Annotated in this window: 18 protein-coding genes and 1 pseudogene; 12 read left to right on the top strand and 7 right to left on the bottom strand. The window is 45.0% G+C overall.

Annotated features, from left to right (window positions below; all coding sequences use genetic code 11):
• Window positions 1-2: 2 nt before the first annotated feature.
• A complete protein-coding gene (locus JHD44_RS06965) occupies window positions 3-959 on the top strand; it encodes a GGDEF domain-containing protein (protein WP_233401831.1) in 957 nt (318 codons plus the stop codon).
• A gap of 63 nt (window positions 960-1,022) precedes the next feature.
• Here JHD44_RS06965 and rimK read toward each other — a convergent pair whose 3' ends face one another.
• Both rimK and JHD44_RS06975 read right to left on the bottom strand, forming a co-directional pair.
• Window positions 1,023-1,907, bottom strand: a complete 885-nt coding sequence (gene rimK, locus JHD44_RS06970; RefSeq protein ID WP_199462064.1) for a 30S ribosomal protein S6--L-glutamate ligase — start codon at window positions 1,905-1,907, stop codon at window positions 1,023-1,025.
• An 84-nt stretch (window positions 1,908-1,991) separates the two neighbouring features.
• Window positions 1,992-2,402, bottom strand: a pseudogene (locus JHD44_RS06975) (ATP-dependent zinc protease); the annotation flags it as partial.
• A gap of 252 nt (window positions 2,403-2,654) precedes the next feature.
• Here JHD44_RS06975 and JHD44_RS06980 point away from each other — a divergent pair.
• Complete coding sequence (locus JHD44_RS06980) at window positions 2,655-3,581, top strand: D-hexose-6-phosphate mutarotase (RefSeq protein WP_199462038.1); 927 nt, start codon at window positions 2,655-2,657, stop codon at window positions 3,579-3,581.
• 74 nt (window positions 3,582-3,655) lie between these two features.
• Here the strand turns inward: JHD44_RS06980 and JHD44_RS06985 are convergent, their stop codons facing one another.
• Window positions 3,656-4,432, bottom strand: a complete 777-nt coding sequence (locus tag JHD44_RS06985) for an exodeoxyribonuclease III (RefSeq protein ID WP_133560862.1) — start codon at window positions 4,430-4,432, stop codon at window positions 3,656-3,658.
• Window positions 4,433-4,550: 118 nt separating this feature from the next.
• On the opposite strand from JHD44_RS06985, the gene pyrE reads away from it, so the two are divergent.
• The gene (gene pyrE, locus JHD44_RS06990; RefSeq protein WP_199462039.1) at window positions 4,551-5,198 is read left to right on the top strand and encodes an orotate phosphoribosyltransferase; all 648 of its coding nucleotides are present in this window, start codon (window positions 4,551-4,553) and stop codon (window positions 5,196-5,198) included.
• Window positions 5,199-5,216: 18 nt separating this feature from the next.
• On the opposite strand, the gene slmA is transcribed toward pyrE, so the two are convergent.
• From slmA to coaBC, 4 genes are all read right to left on the bottom strand, one after another.
• Complete coding sequence (gene slmA, locus JHD44_RS06995; protein WP_199462040.1) at window positions 5,217-5,813, bottom strand: nucleoid occlusion factor SlmA; 597 nt, start codon at window positions 5,811-5,813, stop codon at window positions 5,217-5,219.
• 32 nt (window positions 5,814-5,845) lie between these two features.
• Complete coding sequence (argB, locus tag JHD44_RS07000) at window positions 5,846-6,754, bottom strand: acetylglutamate kinase (protein WP_199462041.1); 909 nt, start codon at window positions 6,752-6,754, stop codon at window positions 5,846-5,848.
• 312 nt (window positions 6,755-7,066) lie between these two features.
• Window positions 7,067-7,525 carry a dUTP diphosphatase gene (gene dut, locus JHD44_RS07005; RefSeq protein ID WP_199462042.1) on the bottom strand — a complete coding sequence of 153 codons (459 nt, stop codon included), beginning with the start codon at window positions 7,523-7,525 and terminating at the stop codon, window positions 7,067-7,069.
• A gap of 11 nt (window positions 7,526-7,536) precedes the next feature.
• The gene (coaBC, locus tag JHD44_RS07010) at window positions 7,537-8,751 is read right to left on the bottom strand and encodes a bifunctional phosphopantothenoylcysteine decarboxylase/phosphopantothenate--cysteine ligase CoaBC (RefSeq protein ID WP_199462043.1); all 1,215 of its coding nucleotides are present in this window, start codon (window positions 8,749-8,751) and stop codon (window positions 7,537-7,539) included.
• A 113-nt stretch (window positions 8,752-8,864) separates the two neighbouring features.
• Between coaBC and radC the strand changes: the two genes are divergently transcribed.
• The 9 genes from radC (at window position 8,865) to JHD44_RS07055 (ending at window position 16,602) form a co-directional block, all read left to right on the top strand.
• Complete coding sequence (gene radC, locus JHD44_RS07015) at window positions 8,865-9,539, top strand: RadC family protein (RefSeq protein ID WP_199462044.1); 675 nt, start codon at window positions 8,865-8,867, stop codon at window positions 9,537-9,539.
• 279 nt (window positions 9,540-9,818) lie between these two features.
• The gene (rpmB, locus tag JHD44_RS07020) at window positions 9,819-10,055 is read left to right on the top strand and encodes a 50S ribosomal protein L28 (protein ID WP_055463997.1); all 237 of its coding nucleotides are present in this window, start codon (window positions 9,819-9,821) and stop codon (window positions 10,053-10,055) included.
• Window positions 10,056-10,067: 12 nt separating this feature from the next.
• A complete protein-coding gene (rpmG, locus tag JHD44_RS07025; RefSeq protein ID WP_011978459.1) occupies window positions 10,068-10,238 on the top strand; it encodes a 50S ribosomal protein L33 in 171 nt (56 codons plus the stop codon).
• Window positions 10,239-10,457: 219 nt separating this feature from the next.
• Window positions 10,458-11,276, top strand: coding sequence for a bifunctional DNA-formamidopyrimidine glycosylase/DNA-(apurinic or apyrimidinic site) lyase (mutM, locus tag JHD44_RS07030; RefSeq protein ID WP_199462045.1), 819 nt, complete (start codon window positions 10,458-10,460; stop codon window positions 11,274-11,276).
• Window positions 11,277-11,502: 226 nt separating this feature from the next.
• Entirely contained in the window at window positions 11,503-12,498 is a 996-nt protein-coding gene (locus tag JHD44_RS07035; protein ID WP_199462046.1) for a BMP family lipoprotein, read from the top strand.
• An 80-nt stretch (window positions 12,499-12,578) separates the two neighbouring features.
• On the top strand, window positions 12,579-14,132 hold the full coding sequence (locus JHD44_RS07040; RefSeq protein ID WP_199462047.1) for an ABC transporter ATP-binding protein: 1,554 nt from the start codon (window positions 12,579-12,581) through the stop codon (window positions 14,130-14,132).
• Entirely contained in the window at window positions 14,129-15,226 is a 1,098-nt protein-coding gene (locus JHD44_RS07045) for an ABC transporter permease (protein WP_133560844.1), read from the top strand. The genes JHD44_RS07040 and JHD44_RS07045 overlap by 4 nt, the downstream gene beginning before the upstream one ends.
• A 9-nt stretch (window positions 15,227-15,235) precedes the next feature.
• Entirely contained in the window at window positions 15,236-16,204 is a 969-nt protein-coding gene (locus tag JHD44_RS07050; protein WP_199462048.1) for an ABC transporter permease, read from the top strand.
• Window positions 16,204-16,602, top strand: a complete 399-nt coding sequence (locus tag JHD44_RS07055; RefSeq protein ID WP_199462049.1) for a cytidine deaminase — start codon at window positions 16,204-16,206, stop codon at window positions 16,600-16,602. The genes JHD44_RS07050 and JHD44_RS07055 overlap by 1 nt, the downstream gene beginning before the upstream one ends.
• Window positions 16,603-16,758 lie beyond the last annotated feature (156 nt).

A 16,758-nucleotide genomic window follows, 5' to 3' on the forward strand; every position in this document is an offset into this window, starting at 1 on the left:
TTATGTCGCAGCAAACTGATATGACTGAATTACATTGGTTATTCGACATGCTACAGCATATCGATGTAGGCCTCGTAGTCATTAATAACAAGTATGAAGTGGAGCTATGGAATGGCTTCATGGAGAATCATTCTGGTGTTAGCTCAACGAATGCCCGCAATCGATCTCTGTTTGATATTTTCCCCAGTATAAATGCAGCTTGGTTACAGCAGAAGCTGGATACAGTGTTGGCGCTTCGAACGCCTATTTATATTTCATGGGAACAGCGACCATATTTGTTTCCATTTAAGTCTTACCGTTCCGTAACCAGTATCTCTGAGTCAATGTTCCAGAATGTAGTGATTCGACCAATTAATAATGCAAACGGTACAGTGGATCATATATGTTTGGTCGTTTACGACGTAACTGATGTGGCGGTAAACAAGGCAGCATTGTCCGCCGCAAACCGTAAGCTTGATCAAATGAGCAAAACGGATGGGTTAACGGAATTAAACAATCGTGCGAGTTTAGATAAAGCGATTAAGATGACATTTGATGCGTATGCGGCGGGTAATAGTGGTCCACATACGATTGTGATTGCTGATATTGACCACTTTAAGAGTGTTAATGATAACTATGGTCACCCTGCAGGTGATGTGGTTCTTCAGGAAATGGCAAAAATCTTAACCGCTGGTTCTCGTAGAGGTGATTTTGTCGGGCGATATGGTGGTGAGGAGTTCTGTGTCATTCTTTTAAATACCAGCAAAGAAGGTGCGCACAGTTACTGTGAGAAGATTCGTCAGCAAGTGGAAGAAAACGTTTTTAAGACGAACAAAGGCAACATTAACATAACAGTGAGTCTTGGTTGTTGTGAGCTTGGTAAGCAGCACAATACGATTGGGGAATGGATCGAAAGCGCTGATAATGCGCTGTATCAAGCAAAAGAAACAGGCCGCAATAAAACCGTGATGGCTGAGTAAAATTTTACGGATCAGAGTGTTCAAGAAAGCCCTACCTTAAGAGGTAGGGCTTTTTATTTGCTCTTATTTATTCAACACTCGCTTCTCAATAGCTGAGATCATCATTGAGGCAATGTCTTCATTTGTTGCGGTTTCAATGCCTTGTAAACCTGGAGAAGAGTTCACCTCAAGTAGAAGAGGACCATTGTTTGAGCGTATCAAATCTACCCCAGCGACCTTTAGATTCATCGCCTTGGCAGCTTTGATGGCAATACGTTTCTCTTCCGCAGTGATTTTCACCAGTTCAGCGCGACCGCCTTGGTGGATGTTAGCGCGGAACTCACCAGGAGCGGCTACTCGTTGAATCGAAGCAACCACTTTGCCATCAATCACGAAGCAACGTAAGTCTTTGCCGCTGGCTTCTTTGATGAATTCTTGTACTAAAATATTGGCGTTTAAGCTCTTAAAGGCATTAATAACGGACTCTGCCGCCTTTTTGGTTTCAGCAAGTACAACCCCTTTTCCTTGTGTGCCTTCAAGTAGTTTCACAATTAATGGTGCACCGCCAACCATGTTGATCAAATCCGTTGTATCTAATGGCGAGTTAGCGAAGCCAGTAGTAGGAATGGCAAGGCCATGTTCTAGTAATAGCTGTAATGAACGTAGCTTGTCTCGTGATTGCGCAATTGCAGTTGAATCGTTTAGGCAAAAAATGCCTAAGGACTCAAATTGTCGTAACAGTGTGCAAGCATAAAACGTCATGCTTGGACGAATGCGAGGAATGACTGCATCCAAGTCATTTAGAATTCGACCGCCACGATAATGAATCTCTGGTGTTGTGGCATCTAGTTTCATGTAACAGTGGCGCACATTTAGAAACTGCATTTCATGTCCCATCGCTTCACCAGCTTCGATAATGCGGCGATTGCTGTACAAGTCAGGATTACTGGCTAAAACACCAATACGCAAACCGCCTTCACGAATCTCAGGTGTTTCATAGAGCTTGGATAAGGTCTCTTGAGGTCGGTCACCGAAAATGCAGCTGACTTGAGGGTCTACAATTAAACGACCATTCATGGCTTCTCGCCCAAGAAGCATTCTAAAGCCCATGCTATCGCGATCGGTTAGTGTAAGTTCAACATCCCATGTACGTTCGCCGAGTTGTAAAGGAACACAGATCACATAGCGTTTTTCTCTGTCGCCACTTGAGCTCTTGATGACTCGTTGATCAATGACTTCTGCTTCACAGTAAATCACTACTTTACGACTGTCTTGAATAGGGTGCACCTCAAATGTCACCCATTGTTGGCCAGCTCTTTGGAACGGCTGAATATTGACAGCATGAAGCGAGGAGGTTTTCGCTCCAGAATCAACCCGCGCTTTTATCGCTGGAATATTCAGGGAAGGAAAGGCACACCATTCGGCATTACCTATCACTGACTTTTGGTCAAAAAACTCACTCATAATGCAGCAGTCTCGTTAATACATGGGAGAAAAACAATAATGAACAAGGATAGCTTACACAGAGACAATGTGCAGTGGCTGCACCCTTGAAAACAAGTTTGCGTTATATCTTAAAGTTGACCAATAAGTAAGTACTATTTAAAAATCTACGATCATTTTGTGATTTGAATGTTCAGCATTACGTCAAACTATTGTAATCAGGGTGTGAAGGTCTAATATGAGCCAATCGTAGTAATTATATTGGAGCGATAGATGGATGCTCAGCTAATGCGAGAGCTTGAGGAAATAGGAGGCGAAATTCGCCCTAATAGCCTTAGAGAGTGCGATGAGATTCTCATCGATCAGCCTAGCTTTAGTGCCCGTATTGCATTGTGGGGTGGTCATTTAGTTAGCTTTATTCAAACGGGGCAAGAAGATCTTCTGTTCCAGTCAGATAATGAGGGAGCGCAAACTCGTTTTGGGCGACGTCATTTTGGTGTACCAGTGTGTTGGCCTTGGTTTGGAGCCAATGCTGAGGACGATGATTTGCCAGCCCATGGTTTGGCAAGATATTTTCGTTGGCAGCTGGTTGAAGTGGGCCGATTCAAGAATGGTGACGCAAAAATCGTTCTCAGATTAGCGTCAGAGGATCATCCTCTTATTGAAGAAATGTGGCCTTATGCATTTGAGTTGCGCCAAGTGTTCCGTTTAGGTGAAGGGTTCAGTGTCAACTTTTCTGCTGCGAACCTATCAGATAAAGCTATGCCGATTTCTGAAGCACTGCATACTTATTTCCGAGTGGGAGATAATAAAACTGCAGAAATAAAAGGCTTAGACGGCGTCCAATACGTAGATAAGTTTGATGACGGTAACAAAAAACAGCAGATAGGCTCTGTTCAGCCTTGTGAAGAGTTAGATCGTGTCTACTTGAATGCGCCCCAAGAAACGGTGCTGGAAGACCTAGTATTGCAGAGAAAGCTTGTGATTAGCTCTGAAGGTGCTCAATCAACGGTTTTGTGGAACCCAGGTGAAGCGTTAGCAAAGCTCCGCACGGACATGGAAGATGAAGACTATCGTCAGTTTGTTTGTATCGAGACAGCCAATGCTTTAGACAATGCTTACAAGATACCAGCTGGAGACATGCATCAGTTGAGGTTCACGGTAAAAGTTGAGCCGCTGAAAAATAACGCCTCTAGCTAGAATTGGCATCTAAATAAAGAAAAAGCCCTAACAGAAAACTTGTTAGGGCTTTTTTAATGTCTCAAGTACGCATTTTAATCTAAGTCGTATTCCATGATGATGGGAGCATGGTCTGAGAAACGCTGTCCTTTGTACACACTACCACCTTGAATCACATGTTTTAAGCCCGGTGTGGCAATCTGATAGTCCAAACGACCACCTTCATCTAGTTTCCATGCACGTTCATAATCTGGCCACCAAGTGTATTGCTTATCTTGCTTATTTACTTGGCGGAACGCGTCGATGTATTCGTGATCGTTAAAAATCTCATTTATCCACTTACGTTCTTCTGGCAAGAAACCAGAGTTGCGCTGGTTCACAAACCAACTACTAACGTCGATAGGTGAGCGAGCCACATTGGTAGTACCACAGAAAATAAACTCACGGCGTTTTCGACGTGTTTTAATTAAGTGGTTTTTAAAACCTTCCATGAAGCGATATTTATGCTCTTGTAGCGCCTCTTCATGATTTGAGCCATGTGGCGTTAAAAAAGACCCGATGCTTACTTTATCGAAGTCCGCTTGAATAAAACGCCCTTCAAAGTCGCATTCTGGAAAGCCCATACCAGTCATAATGGCTTTTGGCATTGCTTTACTATAGATCGCAACACCTGCTTCATCAGGGTTATCAAGTGAATCAAAGAAGTATGCGTTGAATTCTGGAGGAAAGAATACGCTGTCGTTCAGACTGCGTTCATCCGCTTGAATGTCTTGTAGACATACAACGTCTGGGTTCTGACGAACCATCCACTCAAAGAAGCCGCGCTCTGCTGCTTGTTTTATACCGTTTACATTAAGGCTGATGACCTTCATTTCTGGTCCCTACAATTCCTAGCCGTGTGTTATATTAGCGCCCATTGGTTGTCAGGAAAGCATACTTTGCTGACAAGAGGCAATTTGTTTGTAATTTTTTATCCCCCTTGGAGTCGGCATGAAACCTTACCAAAGAGAATTTATCGAGTTCGCCATTGAGCAAAAAGTATTGCGCTTTGGCGAGTTCACTCTTAAATCTGGGCGAGTAAGCCCATATTTCTTTAACGCAGGCCTGTTTAGTTCAGGTCTTGCGCTTGCAAAACTAGGCCGCTTTTATGCTGCGGCATTGGTTGAAGCAGGTGTGTCATTTGACGTTTTATTCGGCCCTGCTTACAAAGGTATCCCTTTGGCGACGACCACTGCAGTTGCATTGTATGATCATCATGACATTGATACACCGTACGTGTTTAACCGCAAAGAAGCAAAAGATCATGGTGAAGGTGGTACCTTAGTTGGTGCACCACTTGAAGGTAACATCATGATCATTGACGACGTTATCACTGCAGGTACTGCAATCCGTGAAGTGATGGACATTATCAATTCAGCGGGTGCAAAACCTGCCGGTGTGCTTATTGCGTTGAACCGTCAAGAACGCGGTCGTGGAGAGTTGTCAGCCATCCAAGAAGTAGAGCGTGATTTCAGCATGCCTGTTGTGAGCATTGTGTCGCTGAATGACATCATGACTTACTTGGAAGAGCAGGACTCACCTGAGTTTGCTCAGCATCTAGCTGCTGTCAAAGCTTACCGCGATCAGTACGGTGTTTAATTAATGTAAGTCCGTGCCTTACGCGCGACCTGCCATTAAAGTTGGAGCAATGGCATGCCATTGCTCCTGCCAATTCTGTAGTGGCTTTGTTTTGTATTCAGTACGAACGTATTGACGAATCTTACCTTCCAACAACGCCAGCAGATAGTTGGCACAGGCGTTTGTGCCCATCACTGGGCGTAAGTTTTGTTTCAAATCGGCTTCACGTAACACTTGACGAAGCTGAGTTTCAATACGATCAAACAGCTGCGCAATACGAACACGCAAGCGCTCCGTTTCTCCTGCCAAGGCATCTGCTGTGAGTAGACGACACATACCAGGGTTTTGCTCAGAAAAACTCAATACTAAGAATAGAATCACTTCTAAACGTTTATTAACGTCTTCTTCGTCCTGCACAATGCGGTGAATGCGAGTAAATAAGGTCTCTTCGATAAATTCGATTAAACCTTCAAACATCTTCGCTTTGCTTGGGAAGTGGCGATACAGAGCTGCCTCTGACACACCCACTTCTTTTGCTAGAGCGGCAGTAGTAATACGAGCCCCTGGGCTGCTTTCTAACATGCCCGCTAAGGACTGTAATATTTCCGTGCGTCGATCGCTTTTTTTTGTACTCATATTAATACGGCCTATCGCTTTAAATGGGCGAATTAAAGGTCTTTGGCTTGATTAGTAATCAAAGTGCCCACACCAGTATCAGTGAAAATTTCAAGTAGCGTAGCGTGAGGTACTCGACCATCAATGATATGTGCGCTGGTAACGCCAGCATTGACTGCAGATAAAGCGCAGCTGATCTTTGGTAGCATGCCACCGTAGATAGTGCCGTCAGCAATAAGGTTGTCAACTTGTGCTGTGCTTAACCCAGTTAGCACGTTACCTTGCTTATCTTGTACGCCTGAGATATTCGTTAGTAGCATGAGCTTTTCTGCGTTAACCGCTTCGGCTACTTTACCTGCTACCAAATCCGCGTTGATGTTATAAGCGTTGCCTTCATCATCAATACCGATCGGTGCGATAACAGGAATCAAATCACTGTTTTCAAGAACTTTCAAAACGCTTGTGTCAATACTCGCCACTTCACCCACATGGCCGATATCGACTTGTTCTGGTGCACTCATACCTTCTGCTTGGTGTTTTACAAACAGTTTTTTCGCTTTGATGAAACCACTGTCTTTACCCGTTAGGCCGATCGCTTTACCACCAGCACGGCTGATTAGATTCACGATGTCTTTGTTTACCTGACCACCAAGCACCATTTCTACTACGTCCATAGTTGCAGTGTCTGTAACACGCATGCCGTTAATGAACTTAGACTCGATGCTTAGCTTGGCAAGCATTTCACCAATCTGAGGGCCGCCACCGTGAACAACAATTGGATTAATACCGATAGCTTTCATCAACACGATATCGCGTGCGAACCCTGCTTGCAGTGCTTCATCAGTCATGGCATTACCGCCGTATTTGATGACCAATGTTTTGCCAGCAAAACGTTGGATGTAGGGAAGCGATTCACTCAATACCTGAGCTACATCTAATGCAGATTCGCGTGTATAAGCCACGTTGGTAACACTCCTATTGTTATTCAAAGAGCTTTTTTGACAGAGTCGAAAAAAGTTGTGGGAGGGTGCAGTTAAAACTCAACTGAGTTTAAGCACACTATGTGCCAGAAACATTACAGTGAGTGTAAGCGACCACTTATGGTGGAAAATAATAACGTGAACTGCGTCGACTCTCTATAAAAAATTAAAGAAAATTGACGAATTTCTGACCGAATAAAATGATCTTTATTTACCAAAGGGAAGATGGGTGAACTGCTTCGAAAAGAGCAATGAAATAGTTGAGAATAACTCAACTATTTCAAGTGCAAGAGATTACTTTGTGCCGGTAGAACCGAATCCACCTGTGCCGCGATCGCTGGCAACGAAGTCTTCTACAATGTTGAACTCCGCTTGAACAACTGGCAATAGAACAAGCTGGGCAACGCGCTCGCCCGGTTCGATCGTGAACGTTGTTTGGCCGCGGTTCCAGCAAGAAACCATGAGTTCGCCTTGGTAATCTGAGTCGATCAGACCCACTAAGTTACCTAATACGATACCGTGTTTATGCCCCAAACCTGAGCGTGGAAGAATCGTCGCGGCTAAATTTGGATCTTCAATGTAAATTGCTAAGCCTGTCGGTAACAAAGTAGTCTGGCCTGGTTCCAAAATAATTGCTTCGTCTAGGCAAGCGCGAAGGTCTAGCCCCGCAGAGCCTTCCGTCGCGTAAGCTGGCAAAGGTAATTCTGTACCGATCTTTGGGTTCAGGATTTTAAGTTGAATAGGGTGTTTCATTGATTCACTCATCACTTGGTGGATTGGTATTGGGTAATCAGCTCCACAAGCTCAATGGCTAGGGCGGATTTTGACTCTTTTGGTGGTGTCCATTGTTGATCTTTGGACAGTACTGTGACTTGGTTTTCATCGTTGTTAAAACCAATGTCAGTGCGTGATACATCGTTGGCGATGATCAAGTCCAGACCTTTACGTTCTAACTTACTTTTTGCGTAAGCGATCACATCTTGGGTTTCTGCGGCAAAGCCAACCATGCATTTGGCAGTATTTTCTTGGCTTAGAGTGGCAATCACGTCCGGATTTTTAACCAGCGTTAACTGCATTTCATCGCTATCACCAGTCTTCTTCATCTTTTGGGAAGCGACTTCTTTCATGCGAAAGTCAGCAACCGCGGCAGCACCGATGAATACATCGGCAGGTTTGACCATAGCTTCACGACAAGCGCTTAGCATGTCTTCTGCACTTTTGATCTCTATACGCTTTACGCCTTGTGGTGCGTCCAATTGTGTTGGGCCGCTCACAAGTGTGACACTTGCGCCGCGTGCTTGTGCAGCCGCTGCCAGCGCATAACCCATTTTGCCTGAGCTATGGTTACTGATGTAACGTACTGGATCGATGGCTTCCATGGTTGGTCCAGCGGTAATCACCCAATGCTGACCTGCCAAGTCTTGTTGGATAGGGGCTAGAAGCTGCTCGATCGCTTTGAATAAATCAACTGGCTCTTCCATGCGCCCCGCGCCCACATCGCCACAGGCTTGTGCGCCAGAGGCTGGCCCTATGATGGCAACATCACGTGAGATCAGTGTCTGTAGGTTGGTCTGAGTCGCGGGATGCTTCCACATGGCTTGGTTCATAGCTGGCGCTAATGCAACAGGTGCTTCCGTTGCTAAACATAAGGTGGTTAGTAAATCATTGGCCATACCCTGTGCATAACGAGCCATAAAATCAGCCGACGCTGGGGCGATGATGATGAGGTCTGCCCATTTCGCTAATTCAATATGTCCCATGCCCAACTCGGCGGATGGATCAAGCAAAGTGCTGCGCACAGGGTGTCCAGAGACGGCTTGCAATGTCATCTCTGTGACAAAGGCTTTCGCCCCTTCAGTTAGCACCACTTGAACGTCGGCACCGGCTTTGGTGAGCAGGCGGACCAACTCAATGGTTTTATAAGCGGCGATACCGCCGGTAATCCCCACGAGAATCTGTTTGTTCGCAAGACTGGACATAATTCGCTTCTTATCACAAAGTGGCAGATATTCGCTGAATATGATGAAGCACAGGGTGTGCTCATGTATTCGCAGTTAGAATGTGCAAAGAGTACCACAAGGAGGTGAGTATTATGAGTATAAAACAATGGCCAGAAGCCGAGCGTCCTCGGGAAAAGTTAATGCACCAAGGCGCTCACGCCTTAAGTGATGCAGAGTTACTTGCGATTTTTCTGAGAACGGGTACCCAAGGTATTAGTGCAGTGGAATTGGCGCGCAGAGTATTACATCAATTTGGTGGCTTACGCCCATTGCTGTCGGCTTCCAGAGAAGAATTCTGTCAAGGTTTTGGGCTAGGCGATGCTAAATATACCCAGTTGCAGGCTGTGTTAGAAATGTCCAAGCGACATCTGCAAGAGCAACTGACCCGCGATGCGGTTTTTAACAGTGCTGAAGCGGTGCGTACTTATTTATCGACTCAGTTGCGCCACTCTCCTCGGGAAATTTTTGCGGTGTTGTTCTTAGATTCACAACATCGACTGATCCGCTATCAAGAGCTCTTTATGGGTACTATCGACAGCGCAGCTGTGTATCCAAGAGAAGTAGTGAAAGCTGCACTGACTCATAATGCCGCAGCGGTGATCTTAGCTCACAATCATCCCTCTGGTGTTTCTGAACCCAGCCAAGCAGATATCAACATTACCGAACGTATCCGCAAAGCACTAGAGCTGATTGATGTGCGCTTATTGGACCATTTTATCGTAGGAGATGCACGACCATTGTCTTTGGCAGAGCGAGGGTTGCTCTGACTGAGATTGCCTGCAAATAGATTTCCTGTTGTTTGGTTTACGAGCTTTTTAATTCAGTGATTTGAATGCAGGGTAGCTATCTCAGATTAAGTTAATTGATCATTTTTTAACAAATCATTTGCTGTTTTCGGGGGACTATGGGAGAATTCGCGCCGCTATATCCTCGGTACGGGATTTTGTGGCCCCCGCGTTCACTGCAAAGTGTTCCAGAGTGACCCACGCTCCGCCTGAGGAAGTGCAAACTTCCAATAATCTTCGGATAGCATAAGGTATTTAATTATGTCTCGCGTATGTCAAGTTACTGGGAAGCGTCCTATTACAGGTAACAACGTTTCTCACTCAAAGCGTCACACTAAGCGTCGCTTTCTTCCTAACCTTCACTGGCACCGTTTTTGGGTAGAAAGTGAAAGCCGTTACGTTCGTCTTCGTGTATCTTCTAAAGGTATGCGTATCATCGATAAAAAAGGCATCGATTCAGTTCTTACTGAAATGCGTGCCCGTGGCGAAAAAGTATAAGGAATCTGAATCATGGCTTCTAAAGGCGCTCGCGATCTAATCCGCATGGTATCTTCTGCAGGTACTGGTCACTTCTACACGACTGACAAGAACAAACGTAACACTCCAGACAAACTGGAAATGAAAAAGTTTGATCCAGTTGTTCGTAAGCACGTGATGTACAAAGAAGCGAAAATCAAATAATTTTTGCTTTCTTGTAAACAAAAAAGCCGGCCTAGTGCCGGTTTTTTTGTGTCTGAAATATAGAGCATGAGATGATCGGGCTTAGTGGTGAAAAGGCTTTGTCCCCGATAGAATCGGGTCGTACGAGTCGTTATTTTCCGATAGTACGAAGTCGTACGAGCGAATTCTATTCGCGATAAAAGAACTTATATAACACAGCAAATGCTCTTTGAGGAATGTATGCCTGAATTACCAGAGGTTGAAACCACTAAGAACGGCATTGCGCCGCATATTTTAAATCAAACCATCGAAAGTATAGAGATTCGCCAACCTAAATTACGCTGGCCGATTCCTGAGGATGTGTCTGCAAAGCTGCCTGGGCAGGTGATTCGAGAGGTTGCTCGCCGTGGAAAATACATCGGAGTTCAAACGGATTCCGGTACGTTAATTATCCATTTAGGTATGTCGGGCAGTTTGTACTTTGTTGCTCCCGAAACACCGCCGATGTTTCATGATCACGTGGACATTCATTTTGTGGGGCTTAATAAAGTATTGCGCTACACCGATCCACGTCGCTTTGGGGCGATGTTATGGCAAGAAGGCGATTGGCATGCTCATGAGCTGATTTCACACCTAGGGCCAGAACCGCTTACTGATGTTTTCAATGTTGATTATTTGTATGAAAAAGCCAAAGGCCGTAAGCAGGCGATCAAGCAGTTTATTATGGACAGTAAAATCGTAGTTGGGGTTGGTAACATTTACGCCAATGAAGCGTTATTTATGGCGGGCATTCGCCCCACCCGCGCAGCGGGTAATATCAGTAAAGCGCGTTTAGCTGTATTTGTAGAATGCATCAAGACTGTGTTGACAGCAGCGATTGAGCAAGGCGGTACGACACTAAAAGACTTTGTCAGTGGCGAAGGTAAGCCGGGGTACTTCAAGCAAGAGCTAAAAGTCTACGGCCGAGCAGATCAACCTTGTGCGATATGCAAAGCCCCCCTGAAAGAAATTCGCCAAGGTCAGCGTAGTACAGTGTTTTGTACTGTTTGTCAGAAATAGTGCTAGGCACAGTTATTGCAGAATAAAATTTTTTCAGGCGAATCATTTTTGCTATGTCTACATTTAAGGGCAAAGTGAAGTGCACTGCATAAAATTCAGTGAATAATGCTGCAAATGTGCACGTCGTTATTGCGCTCAAAGCTTAATCAGTTTATTTTTGACCGAATAGCCAACTTTTGGCTCTGGTAATCGAAAATTGCCATGATAAAAATCAAAGGGGAATAGAATGAAAGGTGTCTTTCTTGCGTCGGCTACTGCATTAGCCATGGCTGTATCTTCTGCTTATGCTGCTGATATCAAACCAGCGGTTGTTTATGATCAAGCAGGTAAGTTTGATAAGTCGTTTAACGAGGGTGTTTACAACGGCATTACAAAGTTTACGGAAGACACGGGTATTGAGGTTCGTGAATCTGAACCAAAAAACGAAGCTCAAGTTGAGCAAAACCTTCGTCGTTTAGCGAAACGTGGTTATTCGCCAATTGTTGCGGTGGGCTTCACTATGATGTCTGCGGTACAAAAGGTCGCTCAGGATTTTCCTGATGTGCAGTTCACGATCATTGATGCGGTAATTGATCTGCCAAACGTGCAGTCTATCGTATTTAAAGAGCACGAAGGTTCATTCCTTGTTGGTGCATTGGCTGCCATGGCATCCAAGACGGATACGGTTGGCTTCGTTGGTGGTATGGACATTCCTTTGATTCGTAAGTTTGGTTGTGGCTATGAGCAAGGTGCGAAATTTATCACACCAAATGCAACCGTTATTCAGAACATGACGGGTTCTACAGGCGCTGCGTTCAACGACCCAACAAAAGGCTCAGAGCTTGCGAAAAGCCAATTCTCTAAAGGTGCTGATGTAGTCTTTGCTGCTGCAGGTGGTACAGGTATTGGTGTATACCAAGCAGCTAAAGACGAAGGTAAATTGGCGATTGGTGTCGACTCGAACCAAAACCATATTCAGCCTGGTACGATGCTAACATCCATGGTTAAGCGTGTAGACTCTGCTGCTTACAAAGTGTTTGAAGAAGCTAATACAGGTGAATGGAAGCCTGGACTAGAAGTCTTAGGTCTATCTGATGGTGGCGTAGATTGGGCTTTAGACGATAACAATAAAGGTCTGATCACTGCGGATATGAAAGCTAAAATGGATGATGTTAAAGCGAAAATCATCAGCGGTGAAATCAGCGTGCACGACTACATGTCTGACAGCACTTGTAACTATTAATCGCAAAAAAAGCAGCTGTTCACTATGTTAAGTAGTGAACAGCTGCTTTTTTTTGCTTAAAACTTTGCATAGAAAGAAATATGACTCAACAAACACATCCATACTCGATTGAGTTAGAAGGGATTTCGAAACGGTTCGGCGCAGTGCAGGCGAATAAGAATATCGACTTGCAAGTCCCTACTGGCACGATTCACGGCATTATTGGTGAAAACGGTGCCGGCAAATCTACCTTAATGAGCATTATCTACGGTTTTTATGAAGCCGATTCGGGCTCGATCTCTATTGATGGTCAGCAGGTGGCGATCCGAAACTCTCAAGATGCCATTAATGTGGGCATTGGCATGGTGCATCAGCACTTTATGCTAGTGGAAAACTTTTCAGTTTTAGAAAACGTTATTTTGGGTGCCGAGGGTGGCGCTGTTCTAAAACAAGGTATGGATGCAGCCCGTGAAGAGCTTAAGCGCTTGGAGCAAGAGTACAGTCTGGATATTGATGTTGATGCGATCGTGGAAGATTTACCAGTAGGGTTGCAGCAGCGTGTTGAAATCCTTAAGGCGTTATACCGTGGTGCAAAAATTCTCATCTTGGATGAGCCAACGGGTGTGTTAACACCGCAAGAAGCAGATCATCTATTCCGCATCCTTAAGTCTCTCAAAGAGCAAGGGGTGACAGTGATCCTGATTACCCACAAGCTGCGAGAGATTTTAGCCTCAACGGACAATGTTTCAGTGATGCGCCAAGGTGAGATGGTAGCGCACCGTGAAACTTCAAAAACCGATAAGGAAGAATTGGCTGAATTGATGGTGGGTAAGAAGGTTCGTCTTAAGGTAAATAAAGACGAAGCCAAACCTGAGCAAACAGTCTTGTCGGCAAAAGATCTTTCATTCTTTGATGGGCAAGGTGTTGAACGCCTTAAAAAAGTGTCTCTTGAGCTTAAAGCTGGTGAAATCCTTGGTATTGCAGGGGTTTCAGGTAATGGCCAGAGTGAACTTTTAAATGTGCTTTCTGGTATCACGCCGATGGCGTCGGGTGAAATCCAGTTTGCGGGACAGACTATTACTGCTAGTGAGCCAAAGAATGCTGCGCAAATGCGTGATCTTAAAATGGCGCACGTGCCAGAAGATCGTCACAAAATGGGCTTGGTGACGGGCTTTGAGGCCTACGAAGCTGCAGTATTAGGCTATCACGATTCAGAGGCTTATAACGGTTCGGTATTGATGAAGCGTAGCGCGATGCTCGAAGAGTGTAATGAGCGCATGGCTGCTTGGGATGTTCGACCGCCGAATCCTCATTTGAAAACGGCTAACTTTTCTGGTGGTAATCAGCAGAAAATCGTTATTGCTCGAGAAGTTGAGCAAAATCCTAATGTACTGTTAATCGGACAACCCACACGTGGTGTGGACATTGGTGCAATTGAAAATATTCACGAGCAAATCGTGAAACTACGGGATGCTGGCAAAGCGATTTTGCTAGTGTCGGTAGAGTTAGATGAAATTATGGCGTTGAGTGATCGAATTATTGTGATGTTTGATGGGGCGGTTGTAGGTGAAGTCTCAGCCAACGAAGCAGATGAACGTACGCTAGGTCTAATGATGGCCAATGCGTGGAATGAGGGACAAGGAGCACAGGCATGAGTCAAGCGAAAGTCCCTGCGTGGGTAAGTGTGGGTCTAATACCACTGTTAAATATTCTATTGGCGTTTTTAGTCTCTGGTTTGGTGTTTCTGGCGATCGGAGAAGACCCAATCGAAGCAGCGGGTTACCTAGTATATGGTGCCTTTGGTTATGATGAAGGGATCGGATATACCTTATATTACGCGACCAACTTAATTTTCACTGGCCTTGCTGTGTCGGTGGCCTTTAAAGCTGGGCTGTTCAATATCGGTGGTGAAGGTCAGGCCTATATCGGTGGTTTAGGGGTAGGTTTACTTTGTTTGTGGTTTGATAGCTCATTGCCTTTGCTAGTGATTGCTCCGTTGGCGATTATTGGTGGCGCCTTGTTCGGTGCTGCATGGGCTTATATTCCAGCTTATCTTCAAGCTCGACGTGGTAGTCACATCGTTATTACGACCATCATGTTCAACTTTATTGCCTCGTCTTTGATGGTTTACCTGATGGTGAATTGGCTAAAGGCCGAGGGTGTTATGTCACCTATCAGTCGTACCTTTGAGGAAAGTGCTTGGCTGCCATACATGCATGACATCTTTGCACCATTTGGTTTTGATATCGGTGACTCGCCATTAAACTTGGCATTCGTGCTAGCGCTACTGTGTTGTGTGTTCTACTGGGCATTGGTGTGGCATACCCGCTGGGGCTATCAATTGCGTACCGTGGGTACAAACCCTACTGCTGCACAGTATGCGGGTATAGATAATGCAAAAGTGACTATTTGGGTGATGCTGATCTCTGGTGGTCTGGCAGGTTTGGTTGGCGTAAACGAGATTATGGGGGTCAACCACAATCTATTGCTTAACTTTACTGCTGGTTATGGGTTTGCGGGGATCGCCGTTGCCTTGATGGGGCGTAATCATCCGATTGGTATTGTGCTAGCGGCTATGTTGTTTGGTGCGTTGTATCAAGGCGGTGCCGAGTTGTCTTTTGAGATCCCAACGATTACACCTGAGATAGTGGTGGTGATTCAGGGTCTTGTGATTTTATTTTCTGGCGCGCTAGAAAATATGTTCAAAGGCAAGATTGAAGGTCTTTTTTTACGTAAAGCGGCAGCATAGGAGCGCGGTATGTTTGAAACATTGATACTGATTCTCGATGCGACCCTGCGCGTATCGACACCATTAATTTTAGCAGCGCTTGCTGGCTTATTTTCTGAGCGTTCTGGCATAGTCGATATTGGCTTAGAAGGTAAGATGCTGGCGGGGGCATTTGCCGCTGCCGCCGCGGCTGCAGTATTCGGCTCTGCTTGGATTGGTTTGCTATTTGCCATTGCTGCTTCAGTAAGCTTGGCGCTGATTCATGGCTTTGCCTGTATTACTCATCGCGGAGATCACATTGTCTCTGGTGTAGCAATCAACACCATTGTTGCAGGGTTAACAGTGACGCTTGGTCTAGATTGGTTTGATCAAGGTGGTCAGACGCCATCGTTAACGGGAGATGCCCGTTTTACGCCGATTACTTTCCCGTTTGCTGATCAGCTAGCTGATGTGCCAGTGATTGGTCTGATCTATTCTGAGTTGTTAAGTGGCCACAACATTCTGGTGTATTTAGCATTTGCAATGGTGCCTCTTACTTATTGGATTGTTTTTAAAACTCGCTTTGGTTTACGTTTGCGAGCGGTGGGGGAGAATCCTCATGCAGTGGATACAGCAGGTATTTCGGTTGCTTTAGTACGTTATCGAGCGGTGATCATTTGTGGCATTTTATGTGGTCTTGCAGGAGCTTACTTATCTACTGCTCACAATGCAGGTTTCCTAAAAGATATGAGTGCAGGTAAAGGCTACATGGCGCTGGCAGCACTCATCTTTGGTAAATGGCGTCCAGTTCCTGTGTTATGTGCATGTTTGCTGTTTGGTTTCCTTGATGCATTAGCGGTGCGCTTACAGGGTGTTTCTTTGCCTGGTATTGGTGAAGTGCCAGTGCAAGCGATCGAAGTATTGCCTTACGTACTGACTGTACTGCTGCTTGCTGGATTCATTGGTAAAGCAGTAGGTCCAAAAGCGATCGGTAAGCCATATGTTAAGGAACGTGCTTAATGTCTCACTCAGAACAATGGATTGCGTTGACGAAGAAAGCCATGAGTAAGGCCTATGTGCCTTACTCACACTTTCAAGTTGGAGCTGTCATTGAAACGGAAACAGGTAAGATCTATTCTGGCTGTAATGTGGAAAATGCATCCTACCCCGAAGGTACCTGTGCTGAGGCTGGCGCGATAGCTGCGATGGTTATAGGAGGCGATACTCACATTAAGCAAATTTTTGTAATGGGCAAAGGTGAGCAGTTGGTGACGCCCTGCGGTGGTTGTCGCCAGCGAATTCGAGAGTTTTCTTCGAGTGAAACACTTATACATATCTGTTCACCTGAGGGAGTTCGTAAGACATTAACGATGAATGAACTGCTACCTTATTCCTTTGGCCCAGATAATTTAAAGTAAGAGCATTGTGTTAACACCTTTAAAGAGAAGCTTCGGCTTCTCTTTTGGGTTTCTATATAAGGGATGAAGTCTCATAACAATTGCTTAATATTTTATACAAACAAACCGTCAGCACTTTTTTAAAATTAATTTAAAAAAGTGCTTGCACTAAAAATC

It is taken from the genome of Marinomonas ostreistagni, assembly GCF_016461785.1.
Taxonomy (GTDB): domain Bacteria; phylum Pseudomonadota; class Gammaproteobacteria; order Pseudomonadales; family Marinomonadaceae; genus Marinomonas; species Marinomonas ostreistagni_A.